Source organism: Williamsia muralis NBRC 105860 (assembly GCF_001598915.1).
Taxonomy (GTDB): domain Bacteria; phylum Actinomycetota; class Actinomycetes; order Mycobacteriales; family Mycobacteriaceae; genus Williamsia; species Williamsia muralis.
On record NZ_BDAP01000001.1, the window covers coordinates 977,893 to 998,806 of the forward strand.

The following is a 20,914-nucleotide window of genomic DNA, read 5'->3' on the forward strand; positions in this document are numbered from 1 at the left end:
AATGTTCATCGATCTCACCCACGAGCAGCGCGCGCTGAAGATGGAATTGCGCGAGTATTTCTCGAACCTCATCTCGCCCGAGGATGCGGTCACCATGCTCACCGAACGGCACGGGCCCACGTACCGCAAGGTGATCCGCCAGATGGGCAAGGACGGGTGGCTCGGCGTCGGATGGCCAAAGGAGTACGGCGGCAGGGGCTTCGGACAGATAGAACAACAGATCTTCGTCAACGAGGCCGCTCGGGCGGACGTGCCGTTGCCTGCGGTCACCTTGCAGACCGTCGGTCCGACGCTGCAGGTGTACGGGACCGACGAGCAGAAGCAACGTTTCCTTCCTGACATCCTGGCCGGTGAGGTGCACTTCGCCATCGGTTACACCGAACCAGACGCCGGTACCGACCTGGCGTCGCTCAAGACCACAGCGGTGCTGGAGGGTGACGAGTACGTCATCAACGGCCAGAAGATCTTCACCACCGGCGGGCACGACGCCGACTACGTGTGGCTGGCATGCCGCACCGACAAAGATGCTCCCAAACACAAGGGCATCTCGATGATCATCGTCGACACCAAGGATCCCGGCTACAGCTGGACCCCGATCATCACGGCCGACCACGCCCACCACGTCAACGCAACGTACTACTCCGATGTGCGCGCGCCCGCGAGCATGGTGGTCGGTGAGGTGAACGGCGGCTGGCGACTGATCACCACCCAGCTGAACCACGAACGGGTCATGTTGGGGCCGGCCGGACGACTCGACGGTCTGCTGGCCCGCATCACCGACTGGGCCGCCCGGCCAGGGCCCGATGGCACGGTTCCCGGCAAACACACCGACGTCAAGCGGGCGCTGGCCGAGCTCCACGCCTACTACCGGATCAACGAACTGCTCAACTGGCAGGTCGCCTCCGGCGGTGAGTCGATCTCCATGGCCGACGCCGCAGCCACCAAAGTCTTTGCCACCGAACGACTCCAACGGGTCCACCGCTTGATCGACGAAGTGCTCGGCCGGCATGGCGACTTCTCGGATCCCGCGACCGCCGAGCTCGCCGAGTGGTTCGACGTGCAGTCCAAGCGCAACGTCGTCATCACCTTCGGTGGCGGCGTGAACGAGGTGATGCGGGAGATGATCGCGACCGCGGGTCTCGGACTGCCGCGTGGAAAGCGCTGAGCACGATGGCATCTGATGCAGCCGCGATCATCGCGGCCACCGACGCGGTCCGCGCTGCCGGTACCAGTGCACCTATCTCAGGTCGCGATCCGATCAACACCCCGATGATCAACAACTGGACCGAGGCGCTCGGCGACACCAACCCCATCTACTCCGACGACGCAGCGGCCCGTGCGGCAGGCCACGACGGCGTTGTCGCGCCTCCGGCAATGGCCCAGGTGTGGACGATGCGGGGCCTCGGAGGCGTGCGCGCCGAGGACGATCCACTCGGCCAGGTCACCGAGATACTCGACCAGGCGGGCTACTCGTCGGTGGTCGCGACCAACTGTGACTCGACCTACCATCGCTACACCAGTCCGGGTGAGCACGTCACCATCGAGGCCGCGCTGACCGACGTCGTCGGCCCCAAGCAGACCGCGCTGGGCGAAGGTTGGTTCTTCACCACCAAGAACATCTGGAAGGTCGGCGACGAGGTGGTGGCCGAGATGGATTTCCGGATCCTCAAGTTCCGCCCCGCAGCGAAGGCGCCGTCAGCAGAGCCGCCGGCGCCCGAACAGGCTGCGGGCGAGGTCATCTCGTCTCTCGGGTCGAACACGGACGACTTCGAGCCGGCGAAGATGATGCGACCCACGCCATCCCTCGACACGCTGTTCTTCTGGGACGGCGTGCGTGCGCACGAACTCCGAATCCAGCAGCGCGCCGACGGATCGCTGCAGCACCCACCGGTGCCCGCATTGTGGAAGCCGACGGGCGAGACCACCGACTACGTGGTGTCGTCGGGCCGGGGCACCGTCTACAGCTACGTGGTCCACCATGCACCGCAGGTGCCCGGACGACGTGTGCCGTTTGTGATCGCTCTCGTCGAACTCGACGAGGGGGTGCGGATGCTCGGAGAACTCCGTGGAGTCGACCCGGCGCAGGTCGAGGTGGGCTACCCGGTACAGGTGGAGTTCATCGACTTCCCGGCAGGTGAGGACGGAGACACCCAGGCATGGACGCTCTATGCCTGGCAGCCCGCGAAAGCAGGAGAACAGTCGTGAGTACACAAGCGGTACCGCCCGCCACGCCTCCCGACGTCAAGGAGGGGGACACGCTCCCCGAACTGACGATCGAGGCCACTCCGACCTTCGTGGTCTCGACCGCATTGGCCACCAGGGACTTTCAGGACGTGCACCACGATCGCGACCTCGCGCATCAGAAGGGGTCCAAGGACATCTTCGTCAACATCCTCACCGACACCGGTCTGGTGCAGCGATACATCACCGATTGGGCCGGTCAGCGAGCGCAGATCAGGTCGATCAAACTGCGCCTCGGCGTGCCCTGGTACGCCTACGACACCCTCACGCTGACCGGGACCGTCACCTCGGTCGCCGACGGTCTGGTGGACGTCGAGGTGGTCGGGACGGACAGCCTGGGTAAGCACGTCACCTCGCAGGTGTCACTGGTCATGGATCGCACCGTCGCCGGTGCACTGCCGGAAACGAGCCGAGCGGGGGTTGCCGGATGAGCGGCCAATTGTCCGGCGCCGCAGCGATTGCCGGAATCGGCGCCACCGACTTCTCGAAGAACTCCGGTCGCAGCGAGTTGCGGCTGGCAGCCGAGGCGGTCACCGCGGCCATCGCCGACGCGGGTCTGGCACCCTCCGATGTCGATGGCCTGGTCTCGTTCACCATGGACACCAACACCGAGATCGCGGTCGCGCGTTCCGCCGGGATCGGCGAGCTGAAGTATTTCTCGCGTATCCACTACGGCGGTGGTGCGGCTTGCTCCACGGTGCAGCAGGCAGCCATGGCCGTGGCCACCGGTGTCGCCGATGTCGTTGTCGCGTACCGGGCGTTCAACGAACGGTCGGGGATGCGGTTCGGTCAGGTGAACACCTCGCTGGTGGCCCAGGACAACTCCTCGGGTACCGACAACGCGTTCAGCTACCCACACGGGTTGAGCACCCCTGCCGCGTTCGTCGCCATGGTCGCTCAGCGATACATGCACGAGTACGGCGCCACGAGTGAGGATTTCGGACGGATCTCGGTGGTGGACCGTAAGCATGCCGCGGTCAACCCGAACGCGTTCTTCTATGGCAAGCCGATCACCCTCGAGGACCACCAGAACTCGCGGTACATCGCCGAGCCGCTGCATCTGCTCGACTGCTGTCAGGAATCCGACGGTGGCGTGGCGTTTGTCGTGGTCTCGGCCGAGCGGGCCAAAGACTTGCCTCATCCGCCGGCCGTCATCGCCGGTGCGGCATCGGGCAGTGGCAACGACCAATACATCATGACCAGCTACTACCGTGACGAGCTCGCGGGTCTTCCAGAGATGGGTCTGGTCGGCAGGCAGCTGTGGGAGCAGTCCGGACTCGGTCCGGACGACATGGATCTGGCGATCCTGTACGACCACTTCACGCCGTACACGTTGATGCAGCTCGAAGAACTGGGCTTCTGCGGCAGGGGAGACGCGAAGGACTTCGTCCGCGAACCCGGCGCGCTCGAGGTCGGCGGACGGTTGCCTCTCAACACCCACGGCGGCCAGCTCGGCGAGGCGTACATCCACGGGATGAACGGCATCGTCGAGGCCGTACGGCAGCTTCGCGGAAAGTCGGTCAATCAGGTTCCCGGTGCCAGTAAGGTCGTCGTCACCGCCGGAACTGGCGTTCCCACAAGTGGTTTGGTACTCACAGCTTAGGAGTTGCGCGATGGGGTTCAATCTGGCGGATGTCTTCGAGACCGTGGCGGACGCGGTTCCGGACACGGTGGCGCTCACCTACGAGGGCGTCGACCACAGCTACCGGCAGCTCGAGGTCGAATCGAACAAGGTGGCCCACATGCTGACCGCCGCCGGTATCGGTGCGGCCGAGCATGTCTCGTTGTTCCTCAAGAACAGCGTGGAGCACGTGACCACCATCCTCGGGGTCATCAAGATCCGCGCCGTACCGATCAACATCAACTACCGATACACACCGGCGGAATTGCTCTACATCTTCGAGAACTCCGATTCGGTTGCGATCGTGGTCGAGGAAGCCGAGCACCAGGACAATCTCGCCACAATCGTCGGCCAGATCCCCACGTTGCGAACGATCTTCGTGATCGGTGAGATCACCGAACAGCTGTCGGTGGCCGCCGCGGACGCGGGCGTCGACGTTCGGTTGTTCGACCCGTCGGGTCAGTCGGACGAGCGTGATTTCGAGCCCAGGACCGGCGACGAGCTGTGGGTCCTCTACACGGGCGGAACAACGGGATACCCCAAAGGCGTCATGTGGCGACATGACGACTTCTTTCACAAACCTCTGTCCGGCGGCAATCCCTACGAGGACAAACCCCGCAAGGACCTTGCCGAGATCGGCGCTGCAGCCAAGGAATTCCCCGGTCTGTCCTTCTTGATAGCGGCGCCACTCATGCACGGCGCAGCCCTGTACTCGCTGTTCACCTTCCTCACCTTGGGCGCCAGACTGGTGCTGATGCGTGCTTTCGATCCGGAGAAGGTCGTGCGGTCGATCGAGGCCGACAAGGTCAATGTGGTGCTGATCGTCGGAGACGGCATGGGTTCTCCCTTGGCCGACGCGATGCAGAAGCTCAAGGACGAGGTCGACATGTCGACACTGTTCTCCATTACCTCCGGCGGTGCGATCTGGTCGGTGGGTGTGCGGGAGAAGATGCTGGCCGCCAAGCCGGACCTGTTGCTGCGCGACAACTTCGGAGCATCGGAAACCGGCAACGACGGTGCCTTCGAAGTCCGCGAGGACGGCACGCTGGCGATGCCACCCACCTCGAAGATGACCGTGGTCGACGAGAAGCTCAACGTGATCGAACCCGGTACCGGAGACGTGGGCATGATCGCCCGCATCGGCAGGGTCCCGCTCGGCTACTACCGGGATGAGGAGAAGTCGGCACGTACGTTCCCGACACTGCCCGACGGGACGCGTCTGGCGGTGCTCGGCGACATGGGACAGGTGGAGGCCGACGGGACGATCGTGTTCCTGGGCCGCGGGTCGCAGTGCATCAACACCGGAGGCGAGAAGGTCTTCGCCGAGGAGGTGGAGGCGTGTCTCCACGCGCACCCCTCTGTTGCGGACGCGCTGGTTGTTCCCGCACCCGATGAGCGGATGGGTCAGAAGGTGTCCGCGGTCGTCGCGATTCGTCCCGACGCTCCAGAGCCCGATCTCGACGAGATCCAGGCCCACTGCCGAACGATGCTCGCCGGGTACAAGATCCCGCGACTGCTGGTGGTGGTGGACGAGATCAAGCGCACGCCGGCCGGCAAGGCGGACTACCGATGGGCCAAGCAGGCTGCGTTGGACGCGACGGGCACGCCGGTCTAGTCCTCAGCGGCAACGGGTGGCCCGGTAAACCGGGCCCCGTCAGTCGGTCGACGACTTGGCCGCAGTCGCGGCAGCAGGGTGCTCGGTGGGCAATACGCCCACCGTGGCGTCCTGCCCGCCCATCGCCTTCGGGGTGAAGATGGCCAACAGCACCGCACCGGCGATCCCGATCGAGCCGAGAACGATGCAGGCGGTGTTCATGGGTCCGACAAAGGCTTCTTTTGCACCCTCGGAGATCTGCGCCGCGAGTTCGGGTTGGCGCGGCGCGATGCCCTGAGCAACCTGCAGTGCTTCGGCGAGGGTGCGCGTGATGTGTTCGCCGATGGAGCCGGCAGCGGAGGTGGCCTGTTGCGCCTGTTCGGGCTGGCCGGCCGCCTGCAATTGACTCGCGGCCTGGGTCAGCTGGTTCTGGGCCGAATCAGCGGTCGGCTGAACATCTCTCGTGTAGCCGGCGGCCAGTAGGCTGCCGGCGATGGCGATTCCGAGCGCCGAGCCCAGCTCTCGAGCGGTGTCGTTGACCGCCGAGCCGACTCCCTGATTGTCGGCAGGGGTGTTCACCATGATCCCGGTGGTGGACGGTGCGGTGGCGATTCCCAGACCCGCCGCCATGACGATCAGCGACACCGCGATCGTCCAGTACTCGGTGTGATCGATGACGCCCAGCATGACGACGCCCACGCCCATGAAAAAGGTGCCGACGGCCAGGATGGCACGCAGATTGATCTTCACCGCAACCCAGTTGCCCAGCAACGAGAAGATCATCACGACCACCACGAGGGGGAACATCGCGACGGCCGACTTCAACGGGGAGTAGCCGAACACCAGCTGCAACCGCTGCAGCAGGACAAAGAACACGCCGAAGGCGACCAAGAATTGGAGCATGATGCTGAAGGCGCCCGCTGAGAACGCCCGGTTGCGGAACAGCGTGACGTCGAGCAGGGGCTGGGCGCGCCTCGTCTGAAGCATCCAGAAGACCCCGATCAGGGCGACACCGCCGATCAGCGCGGCGATGACAAGCGGGTTGACCCAGCCGCGGTGTGGAGCCTCGATGAGACCGAACACGACAAGCGCGATGGCTGCCGCAGAGCTGATCGAGCCAATCAGATCGAAGCGTTTCGAGGTGGAGTCGCGAGATGTCGGGATGGTGCACGAGAGAACAGCGGTGGTTCCTGCTGCGACGGCGAACGCGATGAAGATCGAATGCCAATCGAAGAACTCGAGCAATATCCCGGTGACGAAGAAGCCGCCGATTGCCCCGATCCCGGCCACGCCGGCCCAGATGCTCACAGCCAGTGGTCGTTTGGACTCCGGTACCCCAGAGGTGATCAGCGACAGGGTCGCCGGCATCGCAAAGGCGGCACCCACACCGGTGAAACAGCGCGAGGCGATGAACAGGTTCGGATCATTGATCCACACCGGCAGGAGGGAGCCGATGGCGAAGATGATGAGACCACCGACCAGAGCCAGGCGGCGACCGTATCGGTCGCCCAGAGCGCCGGCAGGCAACAGCAGGGCGGCCAGGGTCAGCGTGTATCCGTCGATGAGCCAGGTCAGTTGGTTCGACGTCGCCTCGATGTCCGGAGCGATCTCGGGAATCGCGGTGTTCAACGCAGCCATCGCAGCCACGACCATCGAGACGGCGGTGCACACCACGAAGATGAGCCAGACGGTTCGGAGTCCGAACTTCTCGTCTGTTCCCGAATCGCTCGGCGACGCCCCCACAGATGTCTTCATCCACTCAAAGTAGTCGAGTGGAACGTGTTCTAAACACACCTTCGTGTTGTGTAATCGTTATCACGATCCCACGGTGTGGCACACACGCATCGACTGTCTCTTATGTCACATTAACAACACTGGTAACTCGACAGTGAGCTTGCTGGTACAGACCGACCCAGCCGGGTCCGGCCACACCCACATGAGAGGGAATCCGATGGCCTCAACTCAGGTCAACGACGTCTCGGCGGTCAAGCTGCGCGCATGGCGTGTGCTCACGATGCTGGCGTCACTCGTCGCCGTCATCGTCGGGCTTGTTGCCATCTTCATGAGCGCTGCCTGACAACGCTTTACAACTCTTACCGCCGGTATCGCCGAGCTGCCGGTGCCGGCCACCGATCGCGATGCGGACCTGTCGGGCAGTCCCGCCCGCGATCAGCAGATGGGCCGTCAGCGCCTCGTCAGCACCACGTTCCCGAGGGCCGGTGCATCGTCGCGGTCGGCCACGGATGCGGAGATGAGAAGGCGAGATCCGTCTTCCCACACCTTGATTCGTAACGTCTCACCCGGAAAGACGATACCGGCGAACTTCGCCGCATATCGCTCGATCTGGTCCACGTCTCCGCCGAGCATCGTGTCCGTGACAGCGCGGCACACTGTTCCGTACGTGCAGAGCCCGTGGAGGATCGGCCGGGGGAAGCCCGCCATCTCCGCGAACTCCGGACTCGAGTGCAACGGGTTGCGGTCGCCGCAGAGACGGTAGAGAAGCGCTTGTTGCGGGAGCGTCTTCTCTTCGATCGTCCGGTCCGGTTCGCGGTCGGGGTAGGCCACCTTGTCCGAGCTCCCACGCTCGCCGCCGAATCCGCCTTCGCCCTTGGCGAAGATGGCCGAACGCGCAGTCCACAGCGGCTCACCGGCGTCGTCGATCGTCGTCGACTCCTGAACGATGACCGCGGCCGAGCCCTTGTCCTGGAGTTCGGCGATGGTGGTACGTGTGGTGGCCGAACCCGAAGGCGGGATGGGGCGGTGCACGGTCACCTCCTGCGAACCGTGAACCACTGCAGCAAGGTCGATCTCGATGCCGGGCATCGAGACCTTCGGTGGCTCGGTCTCGTGGAAGCTCGCGGCGACGGTGGCGAATGTGGGCAGCACCTTCGGTTCGGCGTCGTGCAGATACCGAAGGCTGTTCGCGTCCAGCGGGTCTGCTCCTGCGCCGACGCCCAGGTGATAGAGCGCGATGTCGGAAGCGTTCCAGCTGAATGTGGTCTGGCCGACCTCGGCACCGAGTGCGACCGACGGATCGATGGGCATCAGCTGGCCCTCTCTCCGGCGGCACGCGACCGCTGAGCGTTGTCGGCGATGTCCAGTGCGGCAAGGTATCCGAAGACCATTGCGGGCCCGATGGTTGCGCCTGGTCCGGCATAGGTGTGGCCCATGACCGGCGAACTCGTGTTGCCCGCGGCGTAGAGCCCCTCGATGATCGACCCGTCGGCGCGCAGGGCGCGGCCTGCCGCGTCGGTGTTGATCCCGCCCTTGGTCCCGAGGTCGCCCGGCACCATCTTCACCGCGTAGAACGGTGCCTTCTTCAGGGGGCCCAGGCTGGGGTTGGGCTTGTTGGTGATGTCGCCGTAGTAGTGGTCGTACTGGCTCACCCCGCGCCCGAAGTCCTCGTCCTCGCCCTTCTTCGCGAACTCGTTGAACCGCTCGGTGGTTCGGGACAGACGGTCGGCGGGCACGCCGATCTTCTCCGCGAGTTCGGCCAGAGTCCCGGCCTTGGTGATCACGCCGGACTTGAACCACTTGCCGGGCAACGGCTGACGGCCCGACACCGATGCGAACATGTACCTGTTGCGGTAGGTCTGGTCGAACACCAGCCAGCACGGCAGGTTCTCTCCTGGCCCCTCGCCCTGGCCGAACTCGCCGCCGTACATCCGGTGCACTGCTTCCACGTAGGGCAGTGACTCGTTCATGAAGCGTTCGCCGCGGTCGTTGACCATGAAGCTGCCCGGGAGTGCGCGCTCGGAGAGAGCGAACCACGGCCCGCGGGGGAGCGGGATCGTCGGACCCCACCAGGCGTCTTCCATGAAGCTCACGCCCGCACCGATTTTCAGGCCGGCGTTGATGCCGTCGCCGGTGTTGGACTCGGCGCCGGTGGTCCACTGCGATCCGATGGGTTCGCGCTGGTATTTGTGGCGCATCTCCTCGTTGTTCTCGAAGCCGCCACATGCGAGCACCACGCCGTGCCGGGCGCGGATGGTTCTCTGCTTGCCGTCGGTCTCCACCACCACGCCGACGACGCGACCGTTTTCGGTGACCAGATCGACGAGTCCGGTGTTCAGGCGCAACGGGATACCGGCCTGACGGACTCCGAGAAGCAGTTCCGCGGTGAGGGCGGCGCCCATCGCGATCAGTCGTTTGCCGGTCAGCTTGGCCACGGCGAACCGCGTGGCGACCTTGATCGCGCGCAGGGGCCCGCGCCAGTGACGCAGTCCTGTGCTCAGCCAGCGGTAGTCCGACTGCATCACCACCACGTTCAAGGGGGATTTGCTGTACGGGGGGTGCAGGGTCTTGATGTCGTCACCCAGTTTGCGGGAGTCGAACGGCTTGGGCTCACAGGAGCGCCCGCCCACTCGGCCGCCCGGTGCCTCCGGGTAGTAGTCGGAGTAGTTCTTGACCCACTCCAGTTCGAGGGGCGCGTGCTCGCTCAGGAAGTCGAGCGCCTCGGGGCCGCGGTCGATGTAGGCATCGATGCGCTCCGGTGCCACACCGTCGCCCACGATGGCGCGCACATAGGTGCGTGCGGCCTCGGGATCGTCCTTGACGCCGTCACGCTTGAGCACCTGGTTGTTCGGGATCCAGACACCTCCACCCGACCGGGAGGTGGATCCACCCCAGTACGGCGACTTCTCGATGATCACTGTGTCGAGGCCATGAGCGGCGGCCGTGATGGCCGAACTCATACCGGCGCCACCGGCGCCGACGACGATCACATCGAAGATCTCGTCCCCAGGAATCTCTTCCGAACGGCTCATCATTGCCCCTTCGCGCATTGCCGAGCTCTACCCTCTAGGTAGAACACGTTATAAACTCACGTCCATGGCAGGCTATACCAGCCTGGAAGGCATTGGCGAGTGCCTGACAGCCCCAAAACAGAAACACGTTCCAGTGCCCAGCTCGTACTGCAGGAGGAGCCACCAGTGACCGTTTCCGACCAGGAACGCCAGCGTATCGCCGACGATCTGGCCCGGGCCGAGGCGACCGCGGTCGCCATCGATCCACCGGTGGTGAGCCACCCGGATCTCGACGTCACAGATGCCTACGAGATCCAGCTGATCAACATCCGGAGGCGGCTCGAGGCGGGTGCGTCGGTCGCCGGCCACAAGGTGGGCCTGGCGTCTGAGGCGATGCAGAAGATGATGGGTGTCGACGAGCCGGACTACGGTCACCTGCTCGACGTGATGCAGTATCACGAGCACACCCCGATCGATGCCACCAAGTTCTGCTATCCCCGGGTCGAGGTCGAGGTCGGCTTCATCCTCGGCGCTGATCTGCCCGGTGCGGGCTGCACCAACGACGACGTGATCGCGGCGGTCGAGTGGGTGGTTCCCTCGATCGAACTGATCGACAGCCGCATCCGCGACTGGAAGATCTCTCTGCCCGACACCATTGCCGACAACGCGTCGTCGTGCGGCTGGGTGCTGGGCGAACAGCGCGTCCGCATCTCCGACATCGACACCGGCAACATCGACGCCACCTTGCACCGCAACGACGAGTTGATCGCCGAGGGAAACTCGAGCGCGGTGCTCGGTCATCCGCTCAACGCGGTGTCCTGGCTGGCACGCAAGGTCGAGAGCTTCGGTGTTCGCCTGCGAAAGGGTGACGTCATCCTTCCGGGCACCGCCACCCGGGCGATCGACATCCGGTCGGGCGACCACTTTGTCGCACAGTTCGCCGGACTCGGCAGCGTCACCCTGGATTTCACGTAGCACCGCACACATCACCACAAACTTTGGCAAGACCTGAGGTTAGGAGCACCACCCGTGGCACAGAAGGTCACTGCAGCAATCATCGGTTCGGGCAACATCGGGACCGACCTGATGTACAAGTTGGCGCGTTCGGAGGTGATCGAACCACGCTGGATGGTGGGTATCGACGCAGACTCCGAGGGCATGAAGCGTGCGGCCGACCACGGGCTCATCACGATGGCGGGCGGGGCTGACGAACTCCTGGCGTCAGAAGAGAAGCCCGACATCATCTTCGAGGCCACCTCGGCCTACGTACACCGTGAGTACGCCCCGAAGTACGAGGCGGCCGGCATCACCGCGGTGGACCTCACCCCGGCTGCCATCGGCCCTGCCGTGGTTCCCCCGGCGAACCTGCGGGAGCATCTCGACGCACCGAACACCAACATGATCACCTGCGGTGGCCAGGCGACCATTCCGATGGTCCACGCCGTCTCGTCCGTGGTGCCGGTGGTGTACGCCGAGATCGTGGCGTCTGTGTCGTCCGAGTCCGCCGGACCGGGAACGCGCGCGAACATCGATGAGTTCACGCGTGCCACATCGCGGGGAATCGAGACGATCGGCGGCGCCGACCGGGGTAAGGCGATCATCATCCTCAACCCGGCCGATCCGCCGATGATCATGCGCGACACGATCTTCTGCGCGATTCCCGAGGATGCGGACACCGATGCGATTGCTCAGGCAATTCTGAAGCGGGAGAAAGAGATCCAGGAGTACGTACCCGGGTATCGGCTGTTGCAGGAACCGCAGTTCGACCCGCCGAGTGTGGGCAACGGCGGGATGGCCCGGGTGTCGATCTTCGTGGAGGTCGAAGGCGCCGGCGACTTCCTGCCGCCGTACGCGGGCAACCTCGACATCATGACCGCCGCCGCCACGAAGGTCGGCGAAGAGATAGCGAAAAAGAAGCTTGCCGAGAAGGCAGAAAAGGTGGGTGTCTGACATGTTCGCGAACTCAGCAGATCTGATGGCAGATGCCCGGAAATACAGCGATACGTTGGACATCCGCATCACGGATTCGTCGTTGCGCGACGGCAGCCATCACAAGCGTCACCAGTTCACCGAGCAAGAGGTGCGTGACATCGTCGCCGCCCTCGATGGTGCGGGTGTTCCGGTGATCGAGGTGACCCATGGTGATGGTCTGGGTGGGTCGTCGTTCAATTATGGGTTCTCGAAGACTCCTGAGCAGCAGTTGATCCGGGCGGCGGTCGAGACGGCGACGTCGGCGAAGATCGCGTTCTTGATGTTGCCTGGTCTGGGGATCAAGGACGATATCCGGGCGGCGCAGGACAATGGTGCGCAGATCTGTCGTATCGCGACGCATTGCACCGAGGCCGATGTGTCGATTCAGCATTTCGGGTTGGCGCGTGAGTTGGGGCTCGAGACCGTGGGGTTCTTGATGATGTCGCACAGTCAGCCTCCGGAGGTGCTCGCGAAGCAGGCGCGGATCATGGCCGATGCGGGTTGTCAGTGTGTGTACGTGGTGGATTCAGCCGGCGCACTGGTGCTCGAGCAGGTGTCGGATCGCGTGTCGGCATTGCGTGCCGAGTTGGGGGATGACGCTCAGATCGGTTTCCACGGGCACGAGAACCTCGACATCGCGGTCGCCAATTCCATTGCGGCCGTTCGGGCGGGCGCTCAACAGATCGATGGGTCGGTCCGCCGCTTCGGTGCCGGCGCCGGCAACACGCCCGTGGAGGCGTTTGTCGGTGTCTGCGACAAGCTGGGCATCATCACCGGCATCGACTTCATGAAGATCGCCGACGCCGCGCAGGACGTGGTGCGGCCGGTCATGCCCACCGAATGCCTGGTCGACCGGCCCGCGATGATGATGGGCTACGCCGGGTGTTACAGCTCGTTCCTCAAGCACGCCGAGGGCCACGCCGAGAAGTACGGTGTGTCCGCCGCAGCGATCTTGATCGAGGCGGGCAGTCGAAAGCTCGTCGGCGGCCAGGAAGACCAACTGATCGACATCGCCTTGGAACTCAAGAAGAAGCAGGACGCGAACGCCGGCGTGTGAGAGTTCGCCGCTGACGTTGCCGCCGACTCGCGGACCCCGGTCTCCGGGAACACCGGACGCTACGATCGGGGTCCGAGCGTGCGTCCGCGCGTCGGTGACGCACTGATCAGGGGGAGAACATGACCTACGGTCCGCCATCCGGAAACAGCGGTGGGTTCCCGCCGCCTGGGGGTCCCGGTGGCCATCAGCCCGGTGGGTACCAGCCCGGGGGTTATCAACCTGGCCATCAACCGGGACCCGGCTATCCGCCGCAGCAATCCGGTTATCAGTCGGCCTTCGGTGCCGCCGGTCCGAGCCAGCCGTCCGCCAAGGGTCGACTGCTCGCTCCCAGGTCGTCCAACTCCGCGGTGAGGTTCCCGGGCATCGCTCTCGCCGTCGGCGGCCTGCTGATCGTGCTGTTCAGCTTTTTCACCTGGGCGTCCCAGGACTTCGGTGTGGGAAGCGTGTCGATCAGCGGCCTCGGTTCGGTGACCATCGACGCAGGCGACGACACGGCCGACTCGAGCGAGGTGGCCGACGCCGAGAGCGAGGCAGAGGCCGAAACCAGTGCGCCGGGCATCGCCACCATCATCATCGGGCTCCTGCTGGCCGGTGCTGCTGTTCCGTTGATCATCAACAGGTATCCCGCGATCGCGGCCATCGCGGGGACGGTTCTGGGACTGGTCGCGGTGATCGTGTCCCTTGTGTTCATCGCCGACCCGGGCAGTGTTGTCATCGACGGCGATGCCGGCGACACCTCGGAGGCGGACGCGGGGTGGGCACTGTGGCTTGTGGTCCTCGGCGCGTTCATCACCTTGATCGCTGCCGGCGTCGCCACTTATTTGGCCTTGGCGGCAGGTAAGGGCAGTCGGCCCGGGCCCGGAGTGTCCGGTCCGCACCAGCCACAGGGCGGCGGTCAGCCACAAGGCTACGGTCAGCCACCGGCTTACGGTCAGCCGCAAGGTTACGGTCCACCGCCGCAACAGTTCGGTACTCCCGGCGGACAGGCCGGGGGCTACGGACAAGCGCCCGGGCCGTACTACGGCCCGCCCGGTTCGGGCAATCAGAGGCCCGGTCCGTACGGACAGTGAGGGTTACGACAAAAGAACACCACTCGCGATCGATCGCGAGTGGTGTTCTTGTCTCTACGAGTTGCCCGGGTCAGTAGTAGCCGTCCGGGTCGACATCGGGTGATTCCTTGGGGATGATCCCTTCGCTCACACCGTGATCGATGCTGGCCGAGAGCCGGGGGCATGTCGGCAACATTGCGGGGTTTCCCCCTTCCGCCCGGATCCGGGTGAGTTCAGGACATTGCTCTCGTGCCTGTGCTGTCCACTGGACACTCGTGTGGTGGGGGCTGTACTTCTTCACCATCACGTGGGCGTGGCAGGTGCGGCACTCGATCTCCCGCAGCCCACCGCGTAGGTAGTGCTCTTTGTCTCTCGACGTCGCTTCCCGAACCGCTGGGCCGCGCTCCGGATCCTTGCTGAGATCCGGAGCCTTCGACCAACTGATGCTCATGACGGGGCGGCGATCACGTGGCCGAAGCCGTCTCGGGCGTCGAGGCATTCGCGGCTTCGCGCTCGGCCTTGAGTCGAATGTTCTCCTGGACCTCGATGTTCCAGTTCTCGACGGCCTTGGTGGTGTCGATCTCGTATTCGTAGCGCTGTGTCATCTCCTCGGTCACGTCGGCGACGTCGACATAGAACTGTTCGTACCAGCGGCGCAGCTGGTAGACCGGACCGTCCTCTTCCACCAGCAGCGGATTGTCGATGCGACTCTTGTGCTTCCAGATCTCGACATCTTGCAAGAACCCCACCTCGATACCGGCGGTGATCTTCGTCGCCATCTTGTCGGCCTGGTCGGCGGTGAGTCCCTCGGGGATCTTCGCGATGACGCCGTACATGAGGACAAACGAATTGTTGTCGATCGGGTAGTGGCAGTTGGTCAGGATCGTCTCGATCGCATAGCCGCCGTAGTACTGCACCATCGGGTTGAGCATGTAGGCAGGACCGTAGTAGGCGGCGATGGACTCGAGTTTGGTGTCGCCGTAAGCCGTCATGATGTCGACGTCCGGACGCCCATGCGAATTCATGTACTGCGCAGCGGTCTCGCCTTCGAAAACGTTCTTGAAGTAGTCGGGCAACGAGTAGTGCACGTAGAAGAAGTGCGCCATGTCGACGACGTTGTCGATGATCTCGCGGCAGTTCGAACCCTCGATCACGATCTTGTTCCACGTCCAGCCGGTCCACTGGTCGCTGTTCAATTCGTCGAGCTCGGGGATGATCACGTCGTCGGGGGGCGGGTTGCCCTCGGGGTCGTTGTAGACGAAGATCTGCGCGTTGCGGATCATGCCCGGCCACGAACGGGTCTTGGCCAATTTTGGTGCCCGTTTGGCATACGGGACGCCGGCGCAACGCCCGTTGGCCTTCCATCGCCAGTCGTGGAACGGGCAGGCGACGTTGCCGTCCTTGATCGAGCCCTGTGACAGGTCGCCGCCCATGTGCCGGCAGTACGCGTCGAGGATCTTGAGTTCGCCGTCGGCGACCCAGACGACCAGTTTGGTGCCGAACACGGTGACCGGATGGGGCTTGCCGTCATCGAAGTCGGCAAGAAGGCCGAGGCAATGCCAACCGCGTGCGAATCGGGTCGGCGGCGTGCCGGTGTCGATCTCGCGTACCGCGCCACCGTCTGCGCTGGTGTCAACCGCTGTCAGGCGGGCCCCCTGCTCCAACTCCGACTCCGTACTCGTCATGTCTGCTCCCTAGTTCATCGATGCCGGCTGTGGGTCGGCATGTGCCGGGCCGCGTGGTTTAAGCGTTCCCGCTTACTAGAACATGTTACAAAACTTGTCAGGTACTCGCCAGGGAAGTGATCAAAACGGCATGAATCGGGGTAAACCTGCAGTACTCGACATAAATGAGAACGTGTTCTAGTCTTGCCGGAGAAGACTTTGTGGAACGAGAGTTAGGAATCGCGCGATGAGCGACCGCAGCCAAGAGGGCGCGCAGGTACTGGACAAGATCAGCGCACTGCTGCCCGAGATCGAACAGCGGGCACAGGAAGCAGAGGATCTGCGGCAGATTCCCGACGAGACGATCGCGTCGCTCGAGGACATCGGGTTCTTCAAGCTCATGCAGCCCGAGCAGTGGGGCGGTTACCAGGTCGACCCGGTGACGTTCTACGAGGCAGTGCGTCGGCTCGGCTCGGCGTGTGGCTCCACCGGATGGGTCTCGGGCATCATCGGCATCCACAACTGGCACCTGGCTCTCTTCCCGCAGCAGGCGCAGGAGGACGTATGGGGCAAGGACACCTCGGTCCGTATCTCCTCGTCCTACGCCCCGATGGGTATGGGTGAAGTGGTCGAAGGCGGCTACAAGGTCAACGGTTCGTGGGCATGGTCCTCGGGTTCGGGCCACGCGAGCTGGGTTGTCCTCGGCGGACCGGTGATCAAGAACGGAAAGCCTGTCGACTTCGTGAGCTTCCTGATCCCACGCGAGGACTACGCCATTCGTGACGTGTGGAACGTGGTCGGGCTCAAGGGCACCGGGTCCAACACCATCGACGTCAAGGACGTGTTCGTACCGAGCCACCGGATGCTCAGCTTCCGGGCGATGAGCACCGGCGAGGCTCCGGGCCTGGAGAAGAACACCGCGCCGGTCTACAAGATGCCCTGGGGCACAATCCATCCGAGCACCATCTCGGCGCCGATCGTGGGAATGGCCTACGGCGCCTATGCCGCACACGTCGAACACCAGGGTAAGCGCGTCCGCGCGGCCTACGCCGGTGAGAAGGCGAAGGACGACCCATTCGCCAAGGTTCGCATCGCCGAGGCCGCCAGTGACATCGACGCGGCGTGGACCCAGCTCTCGGGCAACCTGCAGGCCGAGTACGACCTGCTGCTCGCGGGACAGGAAGTGCCGATGGAACTCCGGTTGAAGGCCCGTCGCGATCAGGTCCGCGCAACCGGCCGGGCCATCGCGTCGATCGACCGGCTCTTCGAGAATTCCGGAGCCCACGCCCTCGACAACGACACACCCATCCAGCGTTTCTGGCGCGACGCACATGCCGGCCGCGTCCACGCGGCCAACGATGCCGAACGGGCCTACGTCGCCTACGGCAACGGCGAATTCGGGATCCCCATCGGTGACACGATGGTCTGAGTTCACCACCGACATCTCGCAAAGGAGCAGATCGACGATGACCGAAACCCTTGGCCCGATCCGTTCACTCGGCTACATGCGTATCGAGGCCACCGACATGCCGGCCTGGCGTGACTACGGTCTCAAGGTGCTGGGTATGCCCGAGGGCAGTGGCCCCACGGAGGGCGCCCTGTACCTGCGCATGGACGACTTTCCCGCACGTCTGGTGATCACGCCAGGAGAGCACGACCGTCTGGTGTCGTCCGGCTGGGAATGTGCCAACGCCGCTGCACTGCAGGAAGTCCGAGATCGATTGTCGGCAGCCGGCGTGGTCTTCCGCGAAGGCAAGGACGAGGAACTGGCCGACCGTCAGGTCGTGGAGATGGTGGTCTTCGAGGACCCGAGCGGCAACGTTCTCGAGGCGTTCCATGGTGTGGCACTGCAACATCGCAGGGTGGTGAGCCCCTATGGCCACAAGTTCGTCACTGGCGAGCAGGGTTTGGGGCACGTTGTGCTCACCACCGACGACGACGCGGCCTCGCTGCACTTCTACCGCGACGTGCTCGGTTTCCGTCTGCGCGACTCGATGCGGCTGCCGCCGGAACTGGTCGGGCGGGAACAGGGCGACGAGCCGCCATGGCTTCGGTTCTTCGGCTGCAACCCACGCCACCACAGCCTGGCGTTCCTGCCGATCCCGAACGACACCGGCATCGTCCACCTGATGATCGAGGTGGAGAACACCGATGACGTGGGCCTGGCCCACGACCGGGCGTTGCGCAAGAAGGTCCCGATGTCGGCCACGCTGGGCCGTCACGTCAACGACCTGATGTACTCGTTCTACATGAAGACGCCCGGCGGATTCGACGTCGAATTCGGCTGCGAGGGCAGGCAAGTCGACGACACCGACTGGGTGGCTCGCGAGAGCACGGCGGTCAGTCTCTGGGGGCACGACTTCTCCATCGGATTCAAGAACGCCTGACATGTCCCCTCATCCACGCGGTTCAGATGATTTCGACCCGCGGCAGTTCCGGACGGCCATGGGTCAGTTCTGCACCGGGGTCACCGTGATCACCACGATGACCACCGATGACGCCCCAGTGGGGTTCGCCTGCCAGTCGTTTGCAGCCCTGTCGCTCGATCCACCACTGGTGCTGTTCTGCCCGATGAAGACCTCCCGCAGCTGGAAGGTCATCGAGCAGAGCGGAAAGTTCTGCGTCAATGTGTTGTCGACCAACCAACAGGACGTCAGTGCCGCATTCGGCGCACCGGGTGATGACAAGTTCGCCGGGATCGACTGGGATCCCTCGCCTCTCGGCCTGCCCGTCATCCGGCACTCGTTGTCATGGGTGGATTGCACGCTGGAGCGCGTCGATGACGGCGGCGACCATTTCATCGCGATAGGCCGGGTGCAGACTTTGGGAGAAGTGCTGCAAGACAAGCCTTTGCTGTTCTACCGTGGTGGTTATCTGTCCACCGAACATCCGCGGGTCACTCCGGCCCAGGCGGAGCTCGAGAACTTCCTCACCTGGACCGGCGGGGACACCTGGCTGTAGTTCCGGCCATCACAAGGGAGTGAGATGACAACAACCGTCACGAAAGATGTGACCGCCCCTTTCGCCGCGGCCATCGCCGACGCCGAGAAGCTGATCACCTCAGCTGATTTCATCCGCAACGAGCAGGATCTGGCCGAGGGATACGACTACCTCGGCGGCAGCATCCGCGCGAGCCTGCAGATGGCATGGGCGTATGGCAAGACCCACCCGTTCTTCGTCACGTCCACGGGCCCCTACACAAAGATGGGGTTGGACAACCCCGATACGCTGTACTATCACGCCAACGTGCAGGCCGACGCGGAGTATCTGATCACCGGAAAGCGCGGCAACACAGCAGATCTCAGCTTTCAGGTTCTCAAGGGTGACTACACCGCCACCGACGTTCCCGGTGGCGACGACGCCTTCGACGACCGTCGACTGACGATCGAAGCGGACGGGACCTACACGCTCCGCTTCGGACCGCCCAAGGCCGACCCGGGACCCAACTACTTCGTTCTCGGCGAGGGGTCGTCAATGCTCGCGGTGCGCGAGGTGTACAGCGACTGGATGCAGGAAAAGGGACAGATCCGGATCGAGCGGGTCGACACAGTGGGCAGCGCGCCGGTGGAGCCCGACCTCGCGCAGATCACCCGCCGCTATCAGGTGGCCGGCAAGATGTTGCTGTCGCGGATCAACACCTGGTTCAACTTTCCGAAGTGGTTCTACCTGCACCTGCCGGTGAACACCTTGACCGCGCCCCGTCTGACGCCGGGTGGGCTGAGCACCCAGTACTCATCGGTGGGCCACTACGACCTCGCCGACGACGAGGCGATGGTGATCACGGTGCCGAAATCCGATGCGCCGTACCAGGGTTTCCAGCTGGGCAGTATGTGGTACATCTCGCTGGACTACGTCAATCATCAGACCAGCCTCAATTCTGCTCAGGCGCAGGTGGATCCGGATGGGAAGATCCGCCTGGTGGTCAGCAGGCAGAATCCGGGCATCGCCAACTGGATCGAGACAACCGGAAAACAGCGGGGTATCGCGCAGTTCCGGTGGCAGCGGGTCGACCGCGAGCTGACCGAGTCCGATGGCCCCACCGTCGCGATCGTCAACGTGGCCGACGTGCCCGACCACCTGCCGCACTTCGAGTCCAACACCATCGACGAGGCAGGCTGGCGTGACCGGATAGCCGCACGCCAGCGCGGATTCGCGCAGAGGATGCTGGGATGACCGCCACCGTGTCCACCGGCCTGCTCGAGGGCAAGGTCGTCGTGGTCGGGGGAGTGGGGCCGGGTCTCGGCCGTTCGATCAGCGTGCAAGCCGCTGCTGCCGGCGCCAAGGTGGTGCTCGCGGCCCGGACCGAGAGCCGGCTCGCCGAGGTGGCCAAGGAGATCGATGCCGCCGGCGGCGTCGCGTTGCAGGTCCCCACCGACATCACCGATGACGCGGCTGTCGATTCCCTCGTCGCGGCAACGGTTGCCGAGTACGGCCGTGTCGACGTACTGGTGAACAACGCCTTCTCGCTGCCTTCGATGAAGTCGTTGGCACGCACCGACTTCGACCACATCCGGTCGAGCCTGGACCTCACGGTCCTCGGCGGCCTGCGCATGACCAAGGCCTTCACCGACGAATTGGCCAAGGTGTCCGGTTCTGTGGTGATGATCAATTCCATGGTCCTGCGGCACTCGGAGCCGCGTTACGGCAGCTACAAACTCGCCAAGGCGGCCCTGCTCGCCATGTCGCAGACACTCGCCACGGAGTTGGGCGACAAGGGTGTTCGTGTCAACAGCGTGCTACCCGGTTACATCTGGGACGACCAGCTGAAGTGGTACTTCGGTGAGGTCGCCAAGAAGTACGACATCACGCCGGAGGCCGTCTACGAACAGACCGCCTCCAAATCCGACCTCAAACGTCTGCCCGAACCCGATGAGATCGCTCGGGCGGTGGTGTTCCTCGCCTCGGATTGGGCCAGCGCCATCACCGGCCAGACGCTGGACGTCAATTGCGGCGAGTACCACACCTGAGGAGC

20 protein-coding genes are annotated in these 20,914 nt (G+C 64.2%); 15 read left to right on the forward strand and 5 right to left on the reverse strand.

Annotated elements, in window-relative coordinates:
* Position 1: 1 nt before the first annotated feature.
* Genes WIMU1_RS04765 through WIMU1_RS04785 form a run of 5 tightly spaced genes read left to right on the forward strand, consistent with a single transcriptional unit; the run spans position 2 to position 5,477 of the window.
* The gene (locus tag WIMU1_RS04765; RefSeq protein WP_062795313.1) at positions 2–1,165 is read left to right on the forward strand and encodes an acyl-CoA dehydrogenase family protein; all 1,164 of its coding nucleotides are present in this window, start codon (positions 2–4) and stop codon (positions 1,163–1,165) included.
* Between the two features lie 5 nt (positions 1,166–1,170).
* Positions 1,171–2,205 carry a bifunctional MaoC family dehydratase N-terminal/OB-fold nucleic acid binding domain-containing protein gene (locus WIMU1_RS04770; protein WP_062795314.1) on the forward strand — a complete coding sequence of 345 codons (1,035 nt, stop codon included), beginning with the start codon at positions 1,171–1,173 and terminating at the stop codon, positions 2,203–2,205.
* Positions 2,202–2,672: a MaoC family dehydratase gene (locus tag WIMU1_RS04775; RefSeq protein WP_062795315.1), complete on the forward strand. Its 471-nt coding sequence runs from the start codon at positions 2,202–2,204 to the stop codon at positions 2,670–2,672. Before WIMU1_RS04770 ends, WIMU1_RS04775 begins: the two co-directional genes overlap by 4 nt.
* Complete coding sequence (locus tag WIMU1_RS04780; RefSeq protein WP_062795316.1) at positions 2,669–3,844, forward strand: lipid-transfer protein; 1,176 nt, start codon at positions 2,669–2,671, stop codon at positions 3,842–3,844. The genes WIMU1_RS04775 and WIMU1_RS04780 overlap by 4 nt, the downstream gene beginning before the upstream one ends.
* A gap of 10 nt (positions 3,845–3,854) precedes the next feature.
* Positions 3,855–5,477: an AMP-binding protein gene (locus WIMU1_RS04785; protein ID WP_023957384.1), complete on the forward strand. Its 1,623-nt coding sequence runs from the start codon at positions 3,855–3,857 to the stop codon at positions 5,475–5,477.
* A gap of 39 nt (positions 5,478–5,516) precedes the next feature.
* On the opposite strand, the gene WIMU1_RS04790 is transcribed toward WIMU1_RS04785, so the two are convergent.
* On the reverse strand, positions 5,517–7,211 hold the full coding sequence (locus WIMU1_RS04790; RefSeq protein WP_062795317.1) for an MFS transporter: 1,695 nt from the start codon (positions 7,209–7,211) through the stop codon (positions 5,517–5,519).
* Positions 7,212–7,407: 196 nt separating this feature from the next.
* Between WIMU1_RS04790 and WIMU1_RS26615 the strand changes: the two genes are divergently transcribed.
* Positions 7,408–7,533 carry a hypothetical protein gene (locus WIMU1_RS26615; RefSeq protein WP_255283862.1) on the forward strand — a complete coding sequence of 42 codons (126 nt, stop codon included), beginning with the start codon at positions 7,408–7,410 and terminating at the stop codon, positions 7,531–7,533.
* A 107-nt stretch (positions 7,534–7,640) separates the two neighbouring features.
* Here the strand turns inward: WIMU1_RS26615 and chsH3 are convergent, their stop codons facing one another.
* Positions 7,641–8,501 (reverse strand): enoyl-CoA hydratase ChsH3, encoded by an 861-nt coding sequence (gene chsH3 / locus WIMU1_RS04795; RefSeq protein WP_062795318.1) that lies wholly within the window; start codon positions 8,499–8,501, stop codon positions 7,641–7,643.
* Complete coding sequence (gene kstD, locus WIMU1_RS04800; protein ID WP_174548697.1) at positions 8,501–10,222, reverse strand: 3-oxosteroid 1-dehydrogenase; 1,722 nt, start codon at positions 10,220–10,222, stop codon at positions 8,501–8,503. The genes chsH3 and kstD overlap by 1 nt, the downstream gene beginning before the upstream one ends.
* 165 nt (positions 10,223–10,387) lie before the next feature.
* Between kstD and WIMU1_RS04805 the strand changes: the two genes are divergently transcribed.
* From WIMU1_RS04805 to WIMU1_RS04820, 4 genes are all read left to right on the forward strand, one after another.
* On the forward strand, positions 10,388–11,176 hold the full coding sequence (locus WIMU1_RS04805) for a 2-keto-4-pentenoate hydratase (protein WP_062795320.1): 789 nt from the start codon (positions 10,388–10,390) through the stop codon (positions 11,174–11,176).
* A gap of 54 nt (positions 11,177–11,230) precedes the next feature.
* Positions 11,231–12,151, forward strand: a complete 921-nt coding sequence (locus tag WIMU1_RS04810) for an acetaldehyde dehydrogenase (acetylating) (protein ID WP_062795321.1) — start codon at positions 11,231–11,233, stop codon at positions 12,149–12,151.
* Position 12,152: 1 nt separating this feature from the next.
* Positions 12,153–13,229, forward strand: coding sequence for a 4-hydroxy-2-oxovalerate aldolase (dmpG, locus tag WIMU1_RS04815; RefSeq protein WP_062795322.1), 1,077 nt, complete (start codon positions 12,153–12,155; stop codon positions 13,227–13,229).
* A gap of 119 nt (positions 13,230–13,348) precedes the next feature.
* Complete coding sequence (locus tag WIMU1_RS04820; protein ID WP_062795323.1) at positions 13,349–14,299, forward strand: hypothetical protein; 951 nt, start codon at positions 13,349–13,351, stop codon at positions 14,297–14,299.
* A gap of 70 nt (positions 14,300–14,369) precedes the next feature.
* Here the strand turns inward: WIMU1_RS04820 and WIMU1_RS04825 are convergent, their stop codons facing one another.
* Positions 14,370–14,729 (reverse strand): hypothetical protein, encoded by a 360-nt coding sequence (locus WIMU1_RS04825; RefSeq protein WP_023957360.1) that lies wholly within the window; start codon positions 14,727–14,729, stop codon positions 14,370–14,372.
* A gap of 13 nt (positions 14,730–14,742) precedes the next feature.
* The gene (locus WIMU1_RS04830; protein WP_099381396.1) at positions 14,743–15,963 is read right to left on the reverse strand and encodes a 3-ketosteroid-9-alpha-monooxygenase, oxygenase component; all 1,221 of its coding nucleotides are present in this window, start codon (positions 15,961–15,963) and stop codon (positions 14,743–14,745) included.
* Between the two features lie 226 nt (positions 15,964–16,189).
* Here WIMU1_RS04830 and hsaA point away from each other — a divergent pair, with 226 nt between their 5' ends.
* From hsaA to WIMU1_RS04855, 5 genes are read left to right on the forward strand one after another with little or no spacing between them, the layout of a single operon-like run.
* Positions 16,190–17,371 carry a 3-hydroxy-9,10-secoandrosta-1,3,5(10)-triene-9,17-dione monooxygenase oxygenase subunit gene (hsaA, locus tag WIMU1_RS04835; RefSeq protein WP_062795325.1) on the forward strand — a complete coding sequence of 394 codons (1,182 nt, stop codon included), beginning with the start codon at positions 16,190–16,192 and terminating at the stop codon, positions 17,369–17,371.
* Positions 17,372–17,408: 37 nt separating this feature from the next.
* Complete coding sequence (hsaC, locus tag WIMU1_RS04840; protein ID WP_023957356.1) at positions 17,409–18,329, forward strand: iron-dependent extradiol dioxygenase HsaC; 921 nt, start codon at positions 17,409–17,411, stop codon at positions 18,327–18,329.
* 1 nt (position 18,330) lies between these two features.
* On the forward strand, positions 18,331–18,903 hold the full coding sequence (gene hsaB, locus WIMU1_RS04845; protein ID WP_062795326.1) for a 3-hydroxy-9,10-secoandrosta-1,3,5(10)-triene-9,17-dione monooxygenase reductase subunit: 573 nt from the start codon (positions 18,331–18,333) through the stop codon (positions 18,901–18,903).
* 24 nt (positions 18,904–18,927) lie between these two features.
* Entirely contained in the window at positions 18,928–20,115 is a 1,188-nt protein-coding gene (locus tag WIMU1_RS04850; RefSeq protein ID WP_062795327.1) for a hypothetical protein, read from the forward strand.
* Positions 20,112–20,909 carry an SDR family oxidoreductase gene (locus WIMU1_RS04855; RefSeq protein ID WP_023957350.1) on the forward strand — a complete coding sequence of 266 codons (798 nt, stop codon included), beginning with the start codon at positions 20,112–20,114 and terminating at the stop codon, positions 20,907–20,909. Before WIMU1_RS04850 ends, WIMU1_RS04855 begins: the two co-directional genes overlap by 4 nt.
* Positions 20,910–20,914 lie beyond the last annotated feature (5 nt).

What these genes read in the sequence shown, in the direction of transcription:
- WIMU1_RS04765 (WP_062795313.1), top strand. Translation starts at nt 2, where the DNA reads ATGTTCATCGATCTCACCCACGAGCAGCGCGCGCTGAAGATGGAATTG.
- WIMU1_RS04770 (WP_062795314.1), top strand. Translation starts at nt 1,171, where the DNA reads ATGGCATCTGATGCAGCCGCGATCATCGCGGCCACCGACGCGGTCCGC.
- WIMU1_RS04780 (WP_062795316.1), top strand. Translation starts at nt 2,669, where the DNA reads ATGAGCGGCCAATTGTCCGGCGCCGCAGCGATTGCCGGAATCGGCGCC.
- WIMU1_RS04785 (WP_023957384.1), top strand. Translation starts at nt 3,855, where the DNA reads ATGGGGTTCAATCTGGCGGATGTCTTCGAGACCGTGGCGGACGCGGTT.
- WIMU1_RS04790 (WP_062795317.1), bottom strand. Translation starts at nt 7,211, where the DNA reads ATGAAGACATCTGTGGGGGCGTCGCCGAGCGATTCGGGAACAGACGAG.
- WIMU1_RS26615 (WP_255283862.1), top strand. Translation starts at nt 7,408, where the DNA reads ATGGCCTCAACTCAGGTCAACGACGTCTCGGCGGTCAAGCTGCGCGCA.
- chsH3 (WP_062795318.1), bottom strand. Translation starts at nt 8,501, where the DNA reads ATGCCCATCGATCCGTCGGTCGCACTCGGTGCCGAGGTCGGCCAGACC.
- kstD (WP_174548697.1), bottom strand. Translation starts at nt 10,222, where the DNA reads ATGAGCCGTTCGGAAGAGATTCCTGGGGACGAGATCTTCGATGTGATC.
- dmpG (WP_062795322.1), top strand. Translation starts at nt 12,153, where the DNA reads ATGTTCGCGAACTCAGCAGATCTGATGGCAGATGCCCGGAAATACAGC.
- WIMU1_RS04820 (WP_062795323.1), top strand. Translation starts at nt 13,349, where the DNA reads ATGACCTACGGTCCGCCATCCGGAAACAGCGGTGGGTTCCCGCCGCCT.
- WIMU1_RS04825 (WP_023957360.1), bottom strand. Translation starts at nt 14,729, where the DNA reads ATGAGCATCAGTTGGTCGAAGGCTCCGGATCTCAGCAAGGATCCGGAG.
- WIMU1_RS04830 (WP_099381396.1), bottom strand. Translation starts at nt 15,963, where the DNA reads ATGACGAGTACGGAGTCGGAGTTGGAGCAGGGGGCCCGCCTGACAGCG.
- hsaA (WP_062795325.1), top strand. Translation starts at nt 16,190, where the DNA reads ATGAGCGACCGCAGCCAAGAGGGCGCGCAGGTACTGGACAAGATCAGC.
- hsaC (WP_023957356.1), top strand. Translation starts at nt 17,409, where the DNA reads ATGACCGAAACCCTTGGCCCGATCCGTTCACTCGGCTACATGCGTATC.
- hsaB (WP_062795326.1), top strand. Translation starts at nt 18,331, where the DNA reads ATGTCCCCTCATCCACGCGGTTCAGATGATTTCGACCCGCGGCAGTTC.
- WIMU1_RS04850 (WP_062795327.1), top strand. Translation starts at nt 18,928, where the DNA reads ATGACAACAACCGTCACGAAAGATGTGACCGCCCCTTTCGCCGCGGCC.
- WIMU1_RS04855 (WP_023957350.1), top strand. Translation starts at nt 20,112, where the DNA reads ATGACCGCCACCGTGTCCACCGGCCTGCTCGAGGGCAAGGTCGTCGTG.